This window comes from Acinetobacter sp. F16 (genome assembly GCF_052712855.1).
Map to the genome: position 1 here is coordinate 1 of NZ_JBRATK010000008.1, position 16,903 is coordinate 16,903.

Sequence of the window (16,903 nt, forward strand, 5' to 3'; positions counted from 1 at the left end):
CGTGACATGTTGGAAAATTTAATTTTAGAAGGGAGATATAAGATATTTTAATTGAATAGATGAGAAGAATGAAATATGTACATCAAATGAGGACACACCCTAGTGTTTTAAAAATTAATTTCTCACCCCGCCACTTTATTTTTCCCATTTTCTTTTGCTTGAAATAAAGACTTGTCGGCTGTTTCAAGTAATGTCATCCAAGATGCCGCACCAACCGCCACACCCGCACTCACCGAAATCTGAATATTTTGATTGATCTCGGCAATGTAGAGTTCAGAGCTACAAATCTCCTCAAGAATTTTATTCGCAACAACCAAAGCATCCTGAAAATCAGCCTGTTCAATTAACACCAAAAATTCATCACCGCCATAACGCACGATCAAATCCGAAGTACGCACATTAAATTGTAATTTTTCCGCGACTAGCCTAATAACTTCATCACCAACAATATGCCCAAATGTATCATTTACATATTTAAAATCATCAATATCAAAAATAATCAGGGCTGTTTGAGTAAATTTTTCAGGTTTCTTTTCCAAATACTTAATGTATTCATCCAAAGCCAAACGGTTAGATACACCCGTCAAATTATCAGTATTGGCAATGTTTCTGAGCTGAAATTCTAAAGCATCGCGTTGCTGCAGTACGCGTTTCAATTTTTTAATTGCTTGTAACAAAGTCACCGGATCATTAGATAATTCATTATATTCACTATCAACTTTATGCTGTGCCAAACGAAGAATTGTATTTCTGGCTTTAATTAAAGGTTTAAAGACCCCATTTCGCGCATAGATCATGGTAAAACCTGCGGTAACCAGACAAATGATTGCCACCAGCAGCGTTAGAACAAATTGTCGTTGTGCCTGCTTTTTCTGGTTCTGAGCAACGCTAACACTGTAATCAAGAATATAGGTTTGCAAATTCACCACCGTTATGAACTTATCAACTATGGCTTCTGTGAGTTGCGTACCCGTTAAGGAATAAGCCTGATTGTGCATACTTTCATTAATCAAGCCAGCAACCAGTGGAATACCTTGATCTAAAAACTGATCTTTTACTTGTTGATGCAGAGCTAAATATTCTGGGGTCTTACCCTGCTCAGGTTGTATGGTATTGATCAAGCCCCATAAATAATGTGCCTGATGTTGAGTCTGTAATGATCGGGCCAGATTATCTTCAGGTATTTTTTCTGCAAAAGTGATGGATGCCATGATATTAGATGCAATTCGTCCTGCCTGATCGCGTAAATCTGCCAGAATTAAAATCAGGGTGTAGGACTCAGAAGAGGTCCCCTTCGCTACCGAGTGCACCAATACATTTTTTAAAATTTCATGACAACTATCCCATGCCGTGAACATCTTCTTAATCGCATCATCAAGCTGTTTTGAATTATGTTCAGATCGGGGCAAAGCAGCATACGCATCTACAGCTTGACGACCTTGCTGTAAGGTCACCTTTAAATTGGAAGATAAGCCTTGTGTCGGAGCCGAAAATCCTGCTGTGGTTAAAATCTCTAAGGTTTGCTCAATTTGTAAATCGACTTCTTTTCGATACTTATGCAACTCGTTTAGATTTGCCGCCAACTCATCAGGGGAACTTGACATCACCTTATTCGCAGGCGCCCGTTCGCGCGAAACTTTATTGGCTAAATCGGCAACCGCACGCAGTGCAGAAATTTCTGTCAAGGCGCGATCTGCTTTTTGATAACTCTGATAACTACTGACAATCAAAGGAACAGAAAGAAAAAGCAGTGAGAAGATAATGATGACCATCGACAAGTAAAGCCGTTGACTAATCTGTTCCGAACGTAATTTATACATAGATTCAGTACGCCCCACACAAAAACAAATGGTCAATCATCATCATGTTTCGCTTATAATACAAGCGTATATATTACATGATTTTTATATTAATAATTCTTTCTTATCAACCGTTTATCCTTTTTTTATAAAAATATATTATTGGTACTTCTCTCTAACGAAGATAAAACAATAAGCCGAGCTTATCTAAAATATTTAGACTCAATTGCTTGCGCTCCCCCACATCATCATGATCCTGCATTTCCAGATTTAAAACGAAAGCGATGATCTGTCCATTTGGCTGTTCCACCCAACCTGTATACCAGCCGACTTGTGGCTGTACATCCATTCCCCAGCCAGTTTTAGCATACAGTTTTGTATCCCCGCGACGCTCTATAAAAAGCATCTCTTTCACCTGTTGCTGTACAGCAGCATCAAAAGGCAATTGTTCTGTTGCCAGTTGATAGGCAAATTTTGCTTCCTGTTCAGGGGTGATTTTTAAAGGGCCCACCAGCCAAAAATTATCAACCTGTTGACCAATCTGTTGATTGCCAAAACCAACACGTTTTACTTCTTGCTGCATTAATTGTAGACCAATACGTCTGGCCAGCTCTTGATAAACAGGAACCGCAGACGCCTGCATTGCCTGCCCCAAAGTCATGTCTTTTTCCCATGCAGCAAAACTACGTTTCTTGCCATCCCATTTAAAAACTTCTGTCGTAGTCACTTTGTGATGCTGTAACCCAATCAAGGCATTTAACATTTTGAAGGTTGAAGCTGGAATATAGGGAGAATTGGCACGTGTTAAAGAATTTCCATAACGATTCAACTGATGACCATCGTAAGTCATAAAGACTGCTTGTTTATTTGCCTGATTTAACAGTGTGGCAATATCTTCTGATCGTGCAGAGGTTAATTTTGATTGAGATTTCATCACCGCTTTACTCAAATTCTGTTCTGTTCCCGTCTGGCAGGCACTTAATTGCATCAAGACAATTAAGCAGCTTAAGTAAAACAATCCCTGTTTCATCTCAAAATTCCGAAAGAATAAATTCTCTATTTTTATCAAATCTGGGCACATCATTTTGTATAAATTACGCATCGCTAAAATATTTTTATTATAGGTGTAAGAAAATATTTACACATGCCACAAATAAGTGCATAATGCACCGCATTAGGGCAAGTCAAAATCATTCCTCAGCAGGTTTTTTGATTTTTCCGAGATTTTTGGCTAAAAAACCCCAGTTTTCATAGGAAACTGGGGTTTTTTATTACTAAATTTAAGATATGACATAAAGCTTATATCAATAACGCACTTTATTGGTGCAATAAATTCTAAAAATAATTCAAAATGAACATTTTTTCAAATCTTCTGTTTTATAGTAAAGCAGTGATCAAAAAATAAAAATTAATAGTCTGTGGGTTTTGAGGTTGTGCTGATATTTAGCTAATTTTTATTAAATATGAGAATTATTAAATATGAGAACTCAGCCAGAGCAAGATTATTTTGGGTAAAAAAAAGCCCAACCTTGGGGAAAGTTGGGCATATAAAAACAAAACTTGTTTATGGAGAATCAGATCATCATCACATTATTCCAATGCAATATGACTTGATAGATATATTATGGTAAAAATCATAAAATAAGTAAAGCCTATTAAAGTAGTATGGTTTTATATAAATCACAGTAATCTCAAACAAATGTGAAATATTTCACATATTAGAGATTGATATGGGTATTTTTTAAACAAAAAAATAGCCATTTCAAGGTACCTTTATTGATTTAGTTCATAAAATATTACAAATATGATAATAAGCTCACCTTATACCAACATATATAAATTATTTTTTTACAATTAACGAATACAAGATAACCTAATTTTACATTGTAAAAAGTAACTTATTCCGTTTATTAATTTTAATCAAAATAAACAATTTTAATCCATATAATCCTTTGTTATAAAAAAGTTTTTGGAATTTATAAGGTAAAAGTCGGATTGTATAATTATCACTCTACATGAGGTTTATAGTAATATTCCAATAAAATAATGTTCTTTTAGTTCATTGACTTAATGTATTGTTACAATACAATGCCTACTGTTTAATCCATTTTTAATAGAACTGGTAATTATTATGAAAAAACTCGGTTTAGCCACTGCTTTATTATTAGCCATGACTGGTGCTCAAGCTTATCAAGCGGAAGTTCAAGGGACTGTAGGCTACTACGATGCTGAATTAAATGATGGTAACTATAATGTAGGGGCACAAGGTACTTACTACTTTAAAGATATCGATACATCTAAAGGACCGTTGGCTGAAGCTGCTTTCTTAAACCAAGCAAGCAGTATTTCTGCTGGCTATAACTTTGGACAGCTGACAGCTGACATCAACTCTATTACTGTTGGAGGCAACACAGCAGCAGTAAATGAAGAATTTGATGTAGAACAACATTCTTATGGCGTTAAGGGTGAAACCTACATTCCTACAAGTGTTGTACCTGTATACGCAAGCGCATCTTACAACCATTCTAAAACTGATGCTAAAAACGATTTTACAACTTTGCGTCAAGACGATGACTCTGGCGATCGTTACGCACTTGAGCTTGGTGCTTTAGTTGCGCCAAACTTCTTGGTGGCTGTTGGTTACACCAGTGCTACAGAAAGGGATTCATTCGATACTTTTAACATTTTAAATAACGGCCTAATGAGCGCTTCTATGGAAGCTCGTTCAATCAATAGCGATCAAGATGCAATTACTGCACGTACTAAATATGTAGGTCCAATCGACGGTACTAACATGTCTTTGGGCTTTGAAGCAGGTATCGTTTACGGTGAAGATACTCTTTACAACTTAAAATCTGACCTTTACTTAACACCTAAATTCAGTGTAGGCGCATCTTATGCTGAAGGTAGCTACAAGAGCCCAACTCTTCCTACCTCTGCAACTGGTGTCAATGTAAATTACTTCGTTACACCTGCTATTGGCTTAGGTATGAGCTATGTATATGCAAATGGTGAAAATGGCGCAAACGATGCTCAATTGGGTGGCGTAAACGCTAAATTCCGTTTCTAATTGCTGATTAGATTCTGAATAGAAAAAAGGACGCTTTAAGCGTCCTTTTTTATGACTGCTTTATGACTAGCTGAATTTATTCTGGGGTGCGCACCAGACTTAAAAAGTGTAGATGGCGTTCATATTGATCAATAATGTCTTGTAATAGATCATCTGAAGTCCAATCCATCACATCATAGTTCTGACCGCCTTCTTTTAAAAAGACTTCCGCCTGATAATAGCTTATTTCATCCGCAGTCATTTCTGGCATAAAACTCGGCGGAACCGTTTCTCGTATCACCACCTGGTAGATAAAATTAATTTCATCATGATGATCGACTCTTAATTCCAGGCCATCGGCAACCGAGCGAATGGTCACTGTTAACTTACGACGCTGAAACTCTTTTTGCACGCTTTGAAAGGCCTTGGATACTTCAGTTTGAATATACTGGTTCACCTCTGTTTCAGTATGCGGATAATGCATAATCAGGCCTAAACGCTGCTGCCAACTACGTGGGTTTTGAATCGCTCGTGGGGTAATACGTGCTTCTTGCAATGCATTCATTTTGATGACATCCAGACGCAAGGCTTTCACTAAACCCCAACAGATCAACAGCATAATAAAAGTAACCGGCAAGGCACTCATCATGGTGGCTGACTGTAATGCACCGAGTCCACCCACCAGCAGTAACACAATCGCCAATACCGCCATCAATACGGTCCAAAACAGTCTTTGCCAAATGGGAGAGTTTTCAGATTTTGCAGTTAAATAGTCGGTCACCAGTGCACCGGAATCTGCAGAAGTCACAAAAAACAGCATCACCAGACAGGTTGCCAATAAGCTCATGACGCTTGAAAAAGGCAAGCTGTGCAAGAACGCGAATAGTGCGACCGATGAATCTCGTTGAACTGCCACAACCAGAGAATGATTGGCTTCATGCAGAATGCTATATAGCGCGGCATTTCCCATGAAACCCATCCAGATCAGGGTAAAACCAGTCGGAATCAGCAAAACACCGACAATAAATTCACGAATAGTGCGTCCTTTGGATACCCGGGCGATAAACATCCCCACAAATGGTGACCATGAAATCCACCATGCCCAGTACATAATGGTCCAGCCGCCAATCCAGCCATTAGGTTGATAGGCATATAGATTAAAGGTCATCGCAAATAAATTTGAGACGTATTGCCCGGCATTTTGAATGGTGGTTTGCAGTAAATAAATAGAAGAGCTGGCAAAAAATACGAACAGTAATAAAGTCAGCACCAAAATTAAATTCAGTTCAGATAGCCGTTTAATTCCCTTATCTAGGCCTAAAAATACAGACATTGAAGCCATGGTGCTGACCACAATAATCAGGATCACTTGGGTACTGGCTGACTGTTGAATTCCAAACAGGTAGTTCAGCCCCGAATTAATTTGGGTTACCCCAAAACCCAAGGTGGTGGCCACACCGAAAACTGTTCCAATCGTGGCAAAGGTATCTACTGCATCCCCGATCGGACCATAAATTTTTTCACCAATGATCGGATATAAAGCAGAACGAATTTTAAGTGGCAGATTATGGCGATAAGCAAAATAGGCCAGTGCCAATCCCACCACGGTATAAATTGCCCAGGCATGAAAGCCCCAATGAAAGAAAGTCACGCGCATGGACTGCTGTGCGGCTTGAATCGTTTCGCCCGCCCCTTCCGGCGGTGAGACATAATGCATTACGGGTTCGGCAACCCCAAAGAACATCAGGCCAATCCCCATGCCTGCTGTAAATAACAGAGCAAACCAGGAAGCATTGCTATAATTGGGCTGGCTATGATCGGGGCCCAGCTTGATTTTCCCCATGTCCGATAACGCAATATAAATCAGTAAAATAAGAAATATCGCGACCGATAACACATAGAACCAGCTAAAGGAATCTGTGACCCATTGATTGAGATTTTTGGTAATCAGCTCAAATGAGTTTGGGGCTAAAACAACCACAACCAGAAAGATAGAAATAATAGCGACGGTACTAAAAAACACATTTGGATTGACGTTAGCAAACCAGGATGGATTTTTGGAAGGCATACATCCTCCATTTTATATTTTAATTAATGGGATAGACCAAACGGTCAAACAGAGCATTTATCGAAAGATAAATAAAAGACGAGTTAAGCAGAACTAAATTAAAACTCAAACACATCATAAATTAATGACATAAGGCATGCAGTTACATTCCTGTAACATAGTCACAATTTTAGATTATTTATTGGTTTTATTCTGATTGGGTAAATGGGCAATGTATTGCAGGGCGATTAAACGCGAAACAATCAGTGCCAAGTACATGACACCAAAAAACATTTGCAGCATTGCCAGCACACGTGCAGGTGCACTCATCGGCATTAAATCGGACAAGCCGGTTGCCGACTGCAAACTAAAACTTAAAAACAATAAATTCAGCCAGCTTTGTAAACCGCTCATATTTGGATTATGAAAACTATCCGGCACCAGTAGCTGACAAATGTTATATAAAAAGGCAAAACCCCAAGCAAGCAGCGTAAATACCGCAGCGGCAGCGAATAGCTCATCCCGGGTTAAGTAACGGTCTTCAAACATATAACGCAATAAACCATAGGCGGCACTAAAATAAGCGGCAGCCTCGAAACCATGCGCAGTCACTTGAATCATAGGATGATCCAGGCCCAGTAAAATCATTGAAGAAAAAATGACCGCACCACCGACAAAACTCATTCCTAAAATCGTAAACATCGGTGTTTGCCGGATAACCTTGGCAATGACCAGTAAAACCAGAACCCCTAAAAGCCAGGTCAAGGTTCGATAAGTGGTACTGTAATTGCCCGCTACAGATAATATTAAAATGATAAATTGCAGCAAGATCAGCCACGCTGAAGGTAATAAGCGAAAAATCTTCCACACATCAATAAGCGCCTGCATTTACCACTCCAAGAGATTGCCGTTTTTGTTTATCATGCTGTTTTCTTTCTTTTTGATCGGATCAACTTAGCATGAATGAGCGAGCATACGAATGACACATTTGTATGAATATCTGGATGAAGAGTTGGATGAAAAGCTAGATAAAAACCATCGAAAAGAATTCGTCAGCTCATGCGCTAGATTAAATTTCGGGACAATATGTGGAAAATAAAAAAGCAGCTTCAAAAAACGAATTAAATTCAAAACCATATTCTTTAATAAAGCTTAGCTTCAATCTCCAGACAATAAAAAAGTCCCCGCAGGGACTTCTTTATGGTGTCAATTTTGAGTCTTAGTGATCAGATGCACCTGATGCGCCAATACCCGTCATTGAACGAACATACTGTGCGTCAAACGCCTTACGCTCTGCTTGTGCACGTGCTGAATTATCAGTCACCGAGAACAACCAGCAGCAGAAGAACGACAATGGCATTGCAAAGATTGCAGGACCATTAAACGGATTGATTGGTGTATCAGAGATGCCTAATGTATCTACCCAAACGGCTTTAGACAGCACAATCAGCAGCACTGCAAGCCCAAGACCTACCACACCGCCAATCACCGCACCGCGCGTGGTCAAGCCTTTCCAGAACATTGACAGCACAAGTACCGGGAAGTTGGCACATGCAGCTACCGAGAATGCCAAACCGACCATGAAGGCAACGTTTTGTTTCTCGAACAAAATACCCAAAATCATCGCAAAAATTGCAAGACCTAAAGTCGCGATTTTTGACATGCGAAGTTCAGATTCAGGCGTAGTACGACCTTTTCTGAATACGTTTGCATACAAGTCATGTGAAATTGCTGAAGCACCAGACAAGGTCAAACCTGCCACTACGGCAAGAATCGTTGCGAATGCCACCGCTGAAATGAAGCCCATGAACAGGTCACCGCCAAGCGCATCACTCAAGTGCACCGCAGCCATGTTGTTACCACCCACTAGCTCTAATTTGCCAGTAACGGCCATTTTCGCTACATCAAGGAATTGCGGGTTATTCGATACATACATAATCGCACCGAAACCGATGATGAAGGTTAAAAGGTAAAAATAACCAATGAAACCTGTTGCAACAACCACTGATTTACGTGCTTCTTTCGCATCTTTCACTGTAAAGAAACGCATTAAAATGTGCGGTAAACCTGCAGTACCAAACATCAATGCCAGACCGAGCGAGATTGCATCAATCGGATTTGCCGCTAACTTACCTGGTCCCATGATATTGCCGGCTTCAGCCAAACTAACATCATGTACTTTAGAGAAGATCTGGATCGATTGTTCAAACATTTCAGTGAAGCTAAAGCCCACGCCTTTCATGACCATAAATGCCATAAAGGTCGCACCTGAAAGTAACATCACCGCTTTAATGATCTGTACCCAAGTGGTTGCCAGCATACCGCCGAAAATCACGTAAGCCATCATTAGTAGACCAACAATCACGACTGCGATGTTGTAGTTCAAACCAAACAGCAGTTTGATCAGCTGTCCTGCACCAACCATCTGAGCGATCAGGTAGAACGCAACCACAACCAATGAACTGATCGCAGCCAAAGTACGTACTGGCTTTTCTTCCAAACGGAAAGACACCACGTCAGATAAGTTGAATTTACCTAGGTTACGCAGACGTTCAGCAACCAGGAACAATACGATTGGCCAACCCACCATGAAACCAAGGGAGTAAAGTAAACCGTCAAAACCTGAACTGAACACAAGTGCAGAAATACCAAGGAACGACGCGGCTGACATATAGTCACCGGCAATCGCTAAACCGTTTTGAAAACCTGAGATCCCGCCACCGGCAGTATAGAAATCGGTAGTACTGGTGGTTTGCTTCGCGGCCCATTTGGTAATCACCAATGTGAAAGCAACAAAGATCACGAACATGATGATCGCGTGCCAGTTGGTTGCCTGCTGTTCAGCAGCTCCGAGATCCGGGCCAGCCATAGCCATACCCGACATCAGCAGTGTTGATGCTGCAAGGGCTTGAGCCTTCAATGAATTCCATTTCATATTAGTGCGGTCCTTTTTCATTCGCAATTGCTTCCACTTCTCTCATTGCTTCTTGTGTTAATGGATCTAGCTTGTTGTTAGCAATATAGGAATACACACCGCAAAGTAGAAATGATAATACGATGATGCTTAGACCCAGTGGCATTCCCCACGTTGTTACACCACCGCTAAAAGAACTCATTAAGAATTCTTTGTTATAACCGACAAGCAGCATAAAACCCACGTAGACGAACAACATAATTGCTGTAAGTGTCCAGCTCAGTGTGCTTTTTTTACTGACCATCTGTTTAAATTTCGGATTCTGTAGAATTTGCTCTACCTGTCTCTCATCCATAACCCATGCTCCTGTTTGCGCCCAGCCTTAGGCACTATTTTTTAATTCGAATTATTACGTTGTATAACTTAACAATCTTGTTGGGTAGTTGTAATTAATACTTTGGTCGTTAAATTTTGATCAATTAAAGCGGTCAGATTATCAGATAGGGTATCATTACGACATAGTTTCACACTGTAGGCAATATGAACAGCTGGCTCATCATCGGGGTTCTCGCCCTCTATATCGCATTACTTTTTATCTGTGCATTTTTTGGGGAAAAACACGCGAGTCGATTAAGCACCCGTGGTCGCATGCTACTTTTTAGTTTAACTTTAGGGGTTTATTGTTCATCCTGGACATTCTATGGCGCAACCGGTGCCGCTGTTCGTGAAGGCATTATCTTCCTGCCCATTTATCTGGGACCCTTGATCTTTGTCGGAGTCGGATACGATATTTGGCGACGCTTGGGCCGAGTGCGTCAGCATCATGCCATTTCCTCCATTGCCGACTTTGTTGCGGCCCGTTATGGCAAAAGCGGGACATTGGCCTCTCTGGTCACCATTCTTGCCGTCATCGCCATTATTCCCTATTTGGCCTTGCAGCTCAGAGCGATTGCCTTAAGTGCTGCGGTGATTCTGCAACAGGACTCTGGCATAGAAAGCACCACCAATGGCGTGCTGTTCTTGACTGGGGTATTGGCCATTTTGGCCATGATTTTTGGCACCCGGCAAATTGCCAATACCGAACAACATGGCGGTTTAATGTTGGCGGTTGCGTTTGAATCCTTTGTCAAATTATTTGCTTTACTCTGTGTTGCCTTGTTTTTTGTGTTTGATTCTCCGGACAATTTAAAACAAATTTCAAGTGATGTTGCTGATACCTTTAAAGAAGTTCAACTGTTTGGTGTGCCGGAAACGTTTTGGGTACAAACGGTATTGGCAGCACTGGCGGTCATTTGTTTGCCGCGCCAATTCCATGTGGCTGTAGTTGAACTACGCGATGAAAAACATATTCGTGGGGCACGTCGCTGGTTTGCCACTTATCTGATTCTGACCACCATCGCGATTATTCCCATTGCCAGCTGGGCATTACATGCCGCACCGCAATTTTTAGCCATTCCCGATGTGGCTGTTCTGTCCTTGCCGCTCAGTTATAACCAGGACTGGTTGACGTTATTGGCTTTCCTGGGTGGTTTTTCTGCATCAACAGGCATGCTGTTGGTGTCCTCGGTCGCTTTGTCGATCATGCTCAGTAATGACCTGATTATGCCGGCACTCTGGCGCACGGGCATACTTTCACGTCACGATAAACGTCTGCCTTTGGTACTGAAATTTACCCGTCGCATCTGCATTTTAGCCGTCATGTTATTGGGTTTCCTGTTCTTCCATTTCTTTAATGACATAGACCAGCTCTCTGTTTTTGGTTTGCTCGCGTTTAGTGCCGTGGCTCAATTCTCCCCTGCCCTGATTGGTGGACTGTATTGGCGTGGCGGCAGTAAGCAAGGGGTCTATGCCGGTCTGATTACCGGCTTTGTGATGTGGGCATATACCTTGCTATTTCCAACTGTGCTGCGTAGCTTGCCTGCGGAATATAGCCAGTTTACCCAGCAATTGCTGAGTCTGGGACCTTTTGGGATTAACTGGTTACGCCCAGAAGCCTTGCTCGGTTTTCAGTCCTTTGCGGCATTGACTCATGGTGTGGTCTGGTCTTTAGGTCTGAATATTCTGCTCTATGTTTGGGTATCTCGAATTTTCCGCCCAAGTATTGCAGAACAGATTCAAGCGGAAAGTTTCTTCTATTATGAAACCAAGCCCTTACCTTCCCACAGCACGACCAGTGACATTAATTACCTGCAGCATGATGTTGCCCGTCTGAAAGTGGGCGATTTAATTGCCCTCGCCAAACGGATTACTGGCGAAGGCCCCACAACAAAAGCCTTCCGCCAATTCTGTGCACAAAACAATGTCATCCTGAATGAAAACAGCAGTGCCAATGGCATGTGGTGGCGCTTCACCGAGCAATATCTGGCAGGAACCATCGGTTCAGCTTCCGCACGTACCCTGCTCACCACTGCAATGGTGAATAATGGTTTAGCCCTCGGTCAGGTGGCGAATATTCTGGATCAAGCATCACAATGGCAGCGTTTTAACCAAAACCTGATCATGACCATGATCGACCATATGACCCAAGGGGTCAGCGTGGTGGATGAAAATATGTGTCTGGTGGCGTGGAATAATCAATATCTAAAACTGTTCGATTATCCAAAAGACATTGTCTATGTCGGCTGCCCAATTGCAGATTTAATTCGCTATAACGCAGAACGTGGTGAATGCGGTCCGGGTTCCGTTGAAGAACACGTGCGTAAACGGATTCACTGGATGGCGATGGGCAGCGCGCATGAATTTGAACGGATCCGTAAAGATGGCCGGGTGATTCAGATGCGTGGCAACCCGATTGAAGGCGGCGGTTTCGTCACCACTTTTGCCGACATTACCGCATTCCGTGAAAATGAAGCCGTGCTTGAAGGACGCGTTCAGGATCGAACCCAACAGCTTGCCAATGCACTTTCCGAGCAACAACTGGCACGCGAACAAGCCGACCGCGCCAATATGTCAAAAAGTCGCTTTATTGCAGCAGCCAGTCATGACCTGTTACAGCCTATGCATGCCGCGCGTTTGTTTAGTACAGCTTTAGAACAAAGCGTGCAGTCGGATGAAGACCGCAAGACATTACAACAACTGGATCGTGCCTTGCATGGTGCAGAAAGCATGTTGTCTGCCCTACTGGATATTGCGCGTTTAGAAGGGGGTACCATTCAACCCAAGCGTCAATCATATCCCCTGCATGATTTGCTCAGCGATTTAGAACTGCAATTTAAATCCATTGCGGCGCAACGTGGCATTAAACTCAGTGTGCATGATGCCCAGTTCTGGATTGATACCGATCCGCAGTGGATTCGCCGTATTATTCAAAACTTTGTCAGCAATGCCTTGCGTTATACCGCTAAAGGCAAGGTGATTGTCGGCGTACTGCGTTCTGCAGAAAAACCTAACAATATTCGTATTGGTGTATGGGACACCGGTCCCGGTATTGCAGAAGAACAGCGCATTAAACTGTTCCAGGAGTTTGAGCGCTGCGGTCATACCTCGCCTTGGGGTGAGCAAGGTCTGGGACTCGGCTTAGCTATTGTGCAACGTATGACCAGCCTGCTGGACTACCCGGTACATGTCTATTCTGAATATGGCAAAGGTTCTTGCTTCATCATTGAAGTGCCGATTGTGGAAGCTCCAAAAGTGGTGGCCACTCCGGTTCAGGCGACTCCGCTGAAAAGCAAGGCCTATAAAATTTTATGTTTAGATAATGATGAAACCATTCTGGAAGGGATGTCTACATTATTGACTAAATGGGGCTATCAAGTGTTTAAGGCGACTGAGCCTGAACAGGCGCTAGAACTGATTCAGCAAGAAAACATTCAAGTGTGGCTGGTCGACCAGCATTTGAATAACGGCAAGATTGGTCTCGATTTCATTCTGGACAATCGTCAAGAGCAAGTTCCTGTGGCATTGATTACCGCAGATTCAGATCCTGAACTGCCCCAACATTTGAAAGAACAGAATATTGTGCTGCTGAAAAAACCGTTAAAACCGGCCTCACTTCGTTCATGGTTATCGGGATTAAAAATCTCCAGTCCTTAAGCCTAAACTGTAAAATCAGACGTCCATTTCACCTTACTGAAATGGACGTTTTTTTACACAAATACACCTATAATTACGAGTACTGGCAATTTAATTTTCCATTTAGGCAAAACTGTTCAAAAAGTCTTATTTTAAAGGCTGTTATATTGACCAAAAACTCCACCCTGGTGTTTGCTATGGCAAAGAACATCAAAATTAAAATATACACTTGTATAACTAGTTACAATTTAATAACCAATTATTATTAAAAGCATTTTTTTGACAAAAATCCACTCTATAACTTTAGTCGTATTCCGTTCGTCGCCATCCTGGCTCATATATGAGAGCAACAAATGATCAGTTTAATCGCTCTATCAGTATGCATGTCAAAACGCTGCCCAAGGAACTGATCATCATAGAAAAATACAGGAGTTTAAGATGAACATTTCTGAAGCCGGAAGCCATGGCGTAGATCAATCGCAACAATTTTACCGTCAATATGGTGCCAATGCGCTGCTGCCTGAGATTCAATGGACGGAACTATTTAAGCCCAGCCACTTAAAAGACACGCATATTCAGGCATTAAACACCTTGTATCAAAGTGCTGTTCCGCTTGCATTACAGGTATTCGATGAATTGAATTTTGATGTATTCAGCCCTGCAGCCTATAAACCGCAAGGCTTGGGTTTATTTGACCGACTTGCTGAACAAGAAGATAAGCTGATCCAGTCCTTAAAAGCCGAATCTCAAGACTTAAGCGACGCAGTACGTCACCAGATTTGGAGCATGCTATTGCGTGGGGGGGCGGTGCTAGTGTTTAAGGCATGGCTGGGCAAAGTCAAAACCGATGAGGATCTGCTTGACACCACTCAATTTGATGAATTGTCTGATCTGCTTTTTATCAAGACCCCACCTTTGGAATTGGCACAACACTTAGATGTAAATGCCCATGCCAATGAAGATCATATCTTCCTGCTCTATGGCAGTGATGTCTATTTAGACCGTTTTAACAGCTTGGAAACTGCGGCTTTATTTGTCGATTTAGGCGTATATGATGCGGCATTTTTAAGTTTACGAGATGAAAGCGTGGCTGAGTATCTAAAAGAAAAAGCATATGTCTCTCAAGAGCAAATTGATGATCTGCAATGTGCATTAAATCCATTATTTTGCACAGACCATACTCCCAGACAAAGCTATGTCGCCTAATATAAAGCGCTAAAGACTTTGACTTTTAAAATATCCATCCCAATAAAAAAGGCACTTAAATCAAGTGCCTTTTTTTTGTTCAATGCTGTGTTCAGCAGATTACATTTTCTTTTCTTCAATATTTAAAGCACTGATTGCCAATACCGCCTGGGTACGGTTTTGCACACCCAATTTACGGAAAATGGCAGTGACATGCGCTTTAATGGTTGCTTCAGAAACATCAAGCTCATAAGCAATCTGTTTATTCAGTAAACCTTCAGCCACCATCATCAATACACGGAATTGTTGCGGTGTCAGCGATTGAATACGTTCTGCCAGCGCAGTTTCATCTGCTGCACGAGGGTCAAAATTCAGATTGGCAGGCAAGTTTGGCGGTAACCAGATGTCACCTTCCAACACTTGGCGAATCGCCTCACCAATATGACTTGGATGTGCCGATTTAGGAATATAGCCCATTGCGCCATGCGCAATGGCACGTTGAATAATTGAAGTTTCTTCATGCGCAGAAACCACAATAATTGGGATTGAGGGATATTGTGCACGGACGTGAACCAAAGCTGAAAAGCCCGAAGCGCCTGGTAAATTTAAATCCAATAAAACCAAATCCGGTTCTGGTCCGTTATCTAAGCGTTCGTACAACTCATTTACTGCAGCTGTTTCATGAATTTGAGCTTGCGGTAAGCTGTAACGAACGGCCTGAATTAAGGCATGACGAAACAGCGGATGGTCATCAACGATTAAAATATTCATAAGCGACATGAAGGATCTTGTGCACAGTGGTTACTATTCTAACCATAGTCACGCATTTAAGGATATGCAAGATCTCACTATTTTTGCATTTAAGCCGATATTCGCAGTAACAAACCGCTAAAATTCTGCATTTTCTTAATTTCTTTAAATCTAATCACTTTTTCATATAAATTTTATCGTATAAAGCAAAATGCTTATTAATAATCAAGATAAACCTATAAATCAAAGCATTAACTACTCTTTAGCGGTGAGTTAAGCACAATTTTCTGTATATCTTAAAATCAGATAACTTTTCTGTATTTGCTTATTTTACAGCATATGCCAACTGTTGATTAATAAACACATTCCGAGATTTTATTGTTTTAGGTTGTTCCGAGATGTCTATTTCAACTGCACAAAAACCACTTAACATTGTTGCTGTATCTGGCGGCTTAAATAATCCATCCAAAACTGAAGCACTGGTTCAAGCCATTCTGGACGAATTGGGTGAAGCAACTCCGATTAATGTCCATTTCATTAAATTTAGCGAAATTGGCCAGTTAATGGGCGGTGCGATTTACCGCAATCAATTACCACAGCGCGTACAAGATGACTTGGCTGCCGTAGAAGCAGCAGATGCGCTGATTGTAGGTACGCCAGTATACCGCGCATCATTTACCGGTTTATTTAAACACTTTTTCGATTTTGTAGAACAAACCGCATTGGTAGATGTGCCTGTGCTACTTGCAGCTTCAGGCGGTTCTGAACGTCATGCCTTGGTTCTTGAACACCAGTTACGCCCATTGTTTAGCTTCTTCCAGGCGCAAACTTTGCCAATCGGTGTTTACGCGACTGACCGCGATTTCACGCCTGAATACACCATTCACAGCGAATTCTTGCGTGACCGTATCACTTTGGCAGTGGCTCGTGCGCTTCCAATCCTTGAATGGGCGCCGGCAAAAGGTCAACGTGCAGAAGTAGTCAAAGAGAAAACCCAACAAGCCAACCAAAATCTGGGCATTAATAAACAAATCGAGCAGGAAGAAGTGCTTCCTTCTGCGGCAGTGCCAAGCCTAGATGCAGCAGAATCACGCTTGCACAGCAAAAAATCGCCGAAGACTCAAGTCGCTTAATCAGCGGCTTCCAAC

Annotated in this window: 11 protein-coding genes; 4 read left to right on the forward strand and 7 right to left on the reverse strand. The window is 41.8% G+C overall.

Going from position 1 to position 16,903, the window contains the following annotated elements; genetic code table 11:
* Positions 1-122: 122 nt before the first annotated feature.
* Both ACU0NF_RS06350 and blaOXA read right to left on the reverse strand, forming a co-directional pair.
* Positions 123-1,820, reverse strand: a complete 1,698-nt coding sequence (locus ACU0NF_RS06350) for a GGDEF domain-containing protein (RefSeq protein WP_445660516.1) — start codon at positions 1,818-1,820, stop codon at positions 123-125.
* A 154-nt stretch (positions 1,821-1,974) separates the two neighbouring features.
* Positions 1,975-2,829, reverse strand: coding sequence for a class D beta-lactamase (gene blaOXA / locus ACU0NF_RS06355; protein ID WP_445660517.1), 855 nt, complete (start codon positions 2,827-2,829; stop codon positions 1,975-1,977).
* A 1,101-nt stretch (positions 2,830-3,930) separates the two neighbouring features.
* Between blaOXA and omp33-36 the strand changes: the two genes are divergently transcribed.
* The gene (gene omp33-36 / locus ACU0NF_RS06360) at positions 3,931-4,869 is read left to right on the forward strand and encodes a porin Omp33-36 (protein WP_445660518.1); all 939 of its coding nucleotides are present in this window, start codon (positions 3,931-3,933) and stop codon (positions 4,867-4,869) included.
* Between the two features lie 76 nt (positions 4,870-4,945).
* Here omp33-36 and ACU0NF_RS06365 read toward each other — a convergent pair whose 3' ends face one another.
* The 4 genes from ACU0NF_RS06365 to ACU0NF_RS06380 form a co-directional block, all read right to left on the reverse strand.
* Positions 4,946-6,916 (reverse strand): BCCT family transporter, encoded by a 1,971-nt coding sequence (locus tag ACU0NF_RS06365; protein ID WP_445660519.1) that lies wholly within the window; start codon positions 6,914-6,916, stop codon positions 4,946-4,948.
* A 174-nt stretch (positions 6,917-7,090) separates the two neighbouring features.
* Positions 7,091-7,783, reverse strand: coding sequence for an ion channel (locus tag ACU0NF_RS06370; protein ID WP_445660520.1), 693 nt, complete (start codon positions 7,781-7,783; stop codon positions 7,091-7,093).
* Positions 7,784-8,114: 331 nt separating this feature from the next.
* Positions 8,115-9,830: a cation acetate symporter gene (locus ACU0NF_RS06375; RefSeq protein WP_171536288.1), complete on the reverse strand. Its 1,716-nt coding sequence runs from the start codon at positions 9,828-9,830 to the stop codon at positions 8,115-8,117.
* A 1-nt stretch (position 9,831) separates the two neighbouring features.
* A complete protein-coding gene (locus ACU0NF_RS06380; protein WP_370983699.1) occupies positions 9,832-10,164 on the reverse strand; it encodes a DUF485 domain-containing protein in 333 nt (110 codons plus the stop codon).
* Positions 10,165-10,349: 185 nt separating this feature from the next.
* On the opposite strand from ACU0NF_RS06380, the gene ACU0NF_RS06385 reads away from it, so the two are divergent.
* Positions 10,350-13,841 carry a hybrid sensor histidine kinase/response regulator gene (locus ACU0NF_RS06385; RefSeq protein ID WP_445660521.1) on the forward strand — a complete coding sequence of 1,164 codons (3,492 nt, stop codon included), beginning with the start codon at positions 10,350-10,352 and terminating at the stop codon, positions 13,839-13,841.
* Positions 13,842-14,258: 417 nt separating this feature from the next.
* Complete coding sequence (locus ACU0NF_RS06390; protein WP_370983701.1) at positions 14,259-15,026, forward strand: hypothetical protein; 768 nt, start codon at positions 14,259-14,261, stop codon at positions 15,024-15,026.
* A gap of 99 nt (positions 15,027-15,125) precedes the next feature.
* Here ACU0NF_RS06390 and ACU0NF_RS06395 read toward each other — a convergent pair whose 3' ends face one another.
* A complete protein-coding gene (locus tag ACU0NF_RS06395) occupies positions 15,126-15,776 on the reverse strand; it encodes a response regulator (protein WP_370983741.1) in 651 nt (216 codons plus the stop codon).
* 377 nt (positions 15,777-16,153) lie between these two features.
* Between ACU0NF_RS06395 and msuE the strand changes: the two genes are divergently transcribed.
* Positions 16,154-16,888, forward strand: coding sequence for an FMN reductase (gene msuE / locus ACU0NF_RS06400; RefSeq protein WP_131384889.1), 735 nt, complete (start codon positions 16,154-16,156; stop codon positions 16,886-16,888).
* The last annotated feature ends 15 nt before the right edge of the window (positions 16,889-16,903 follow it).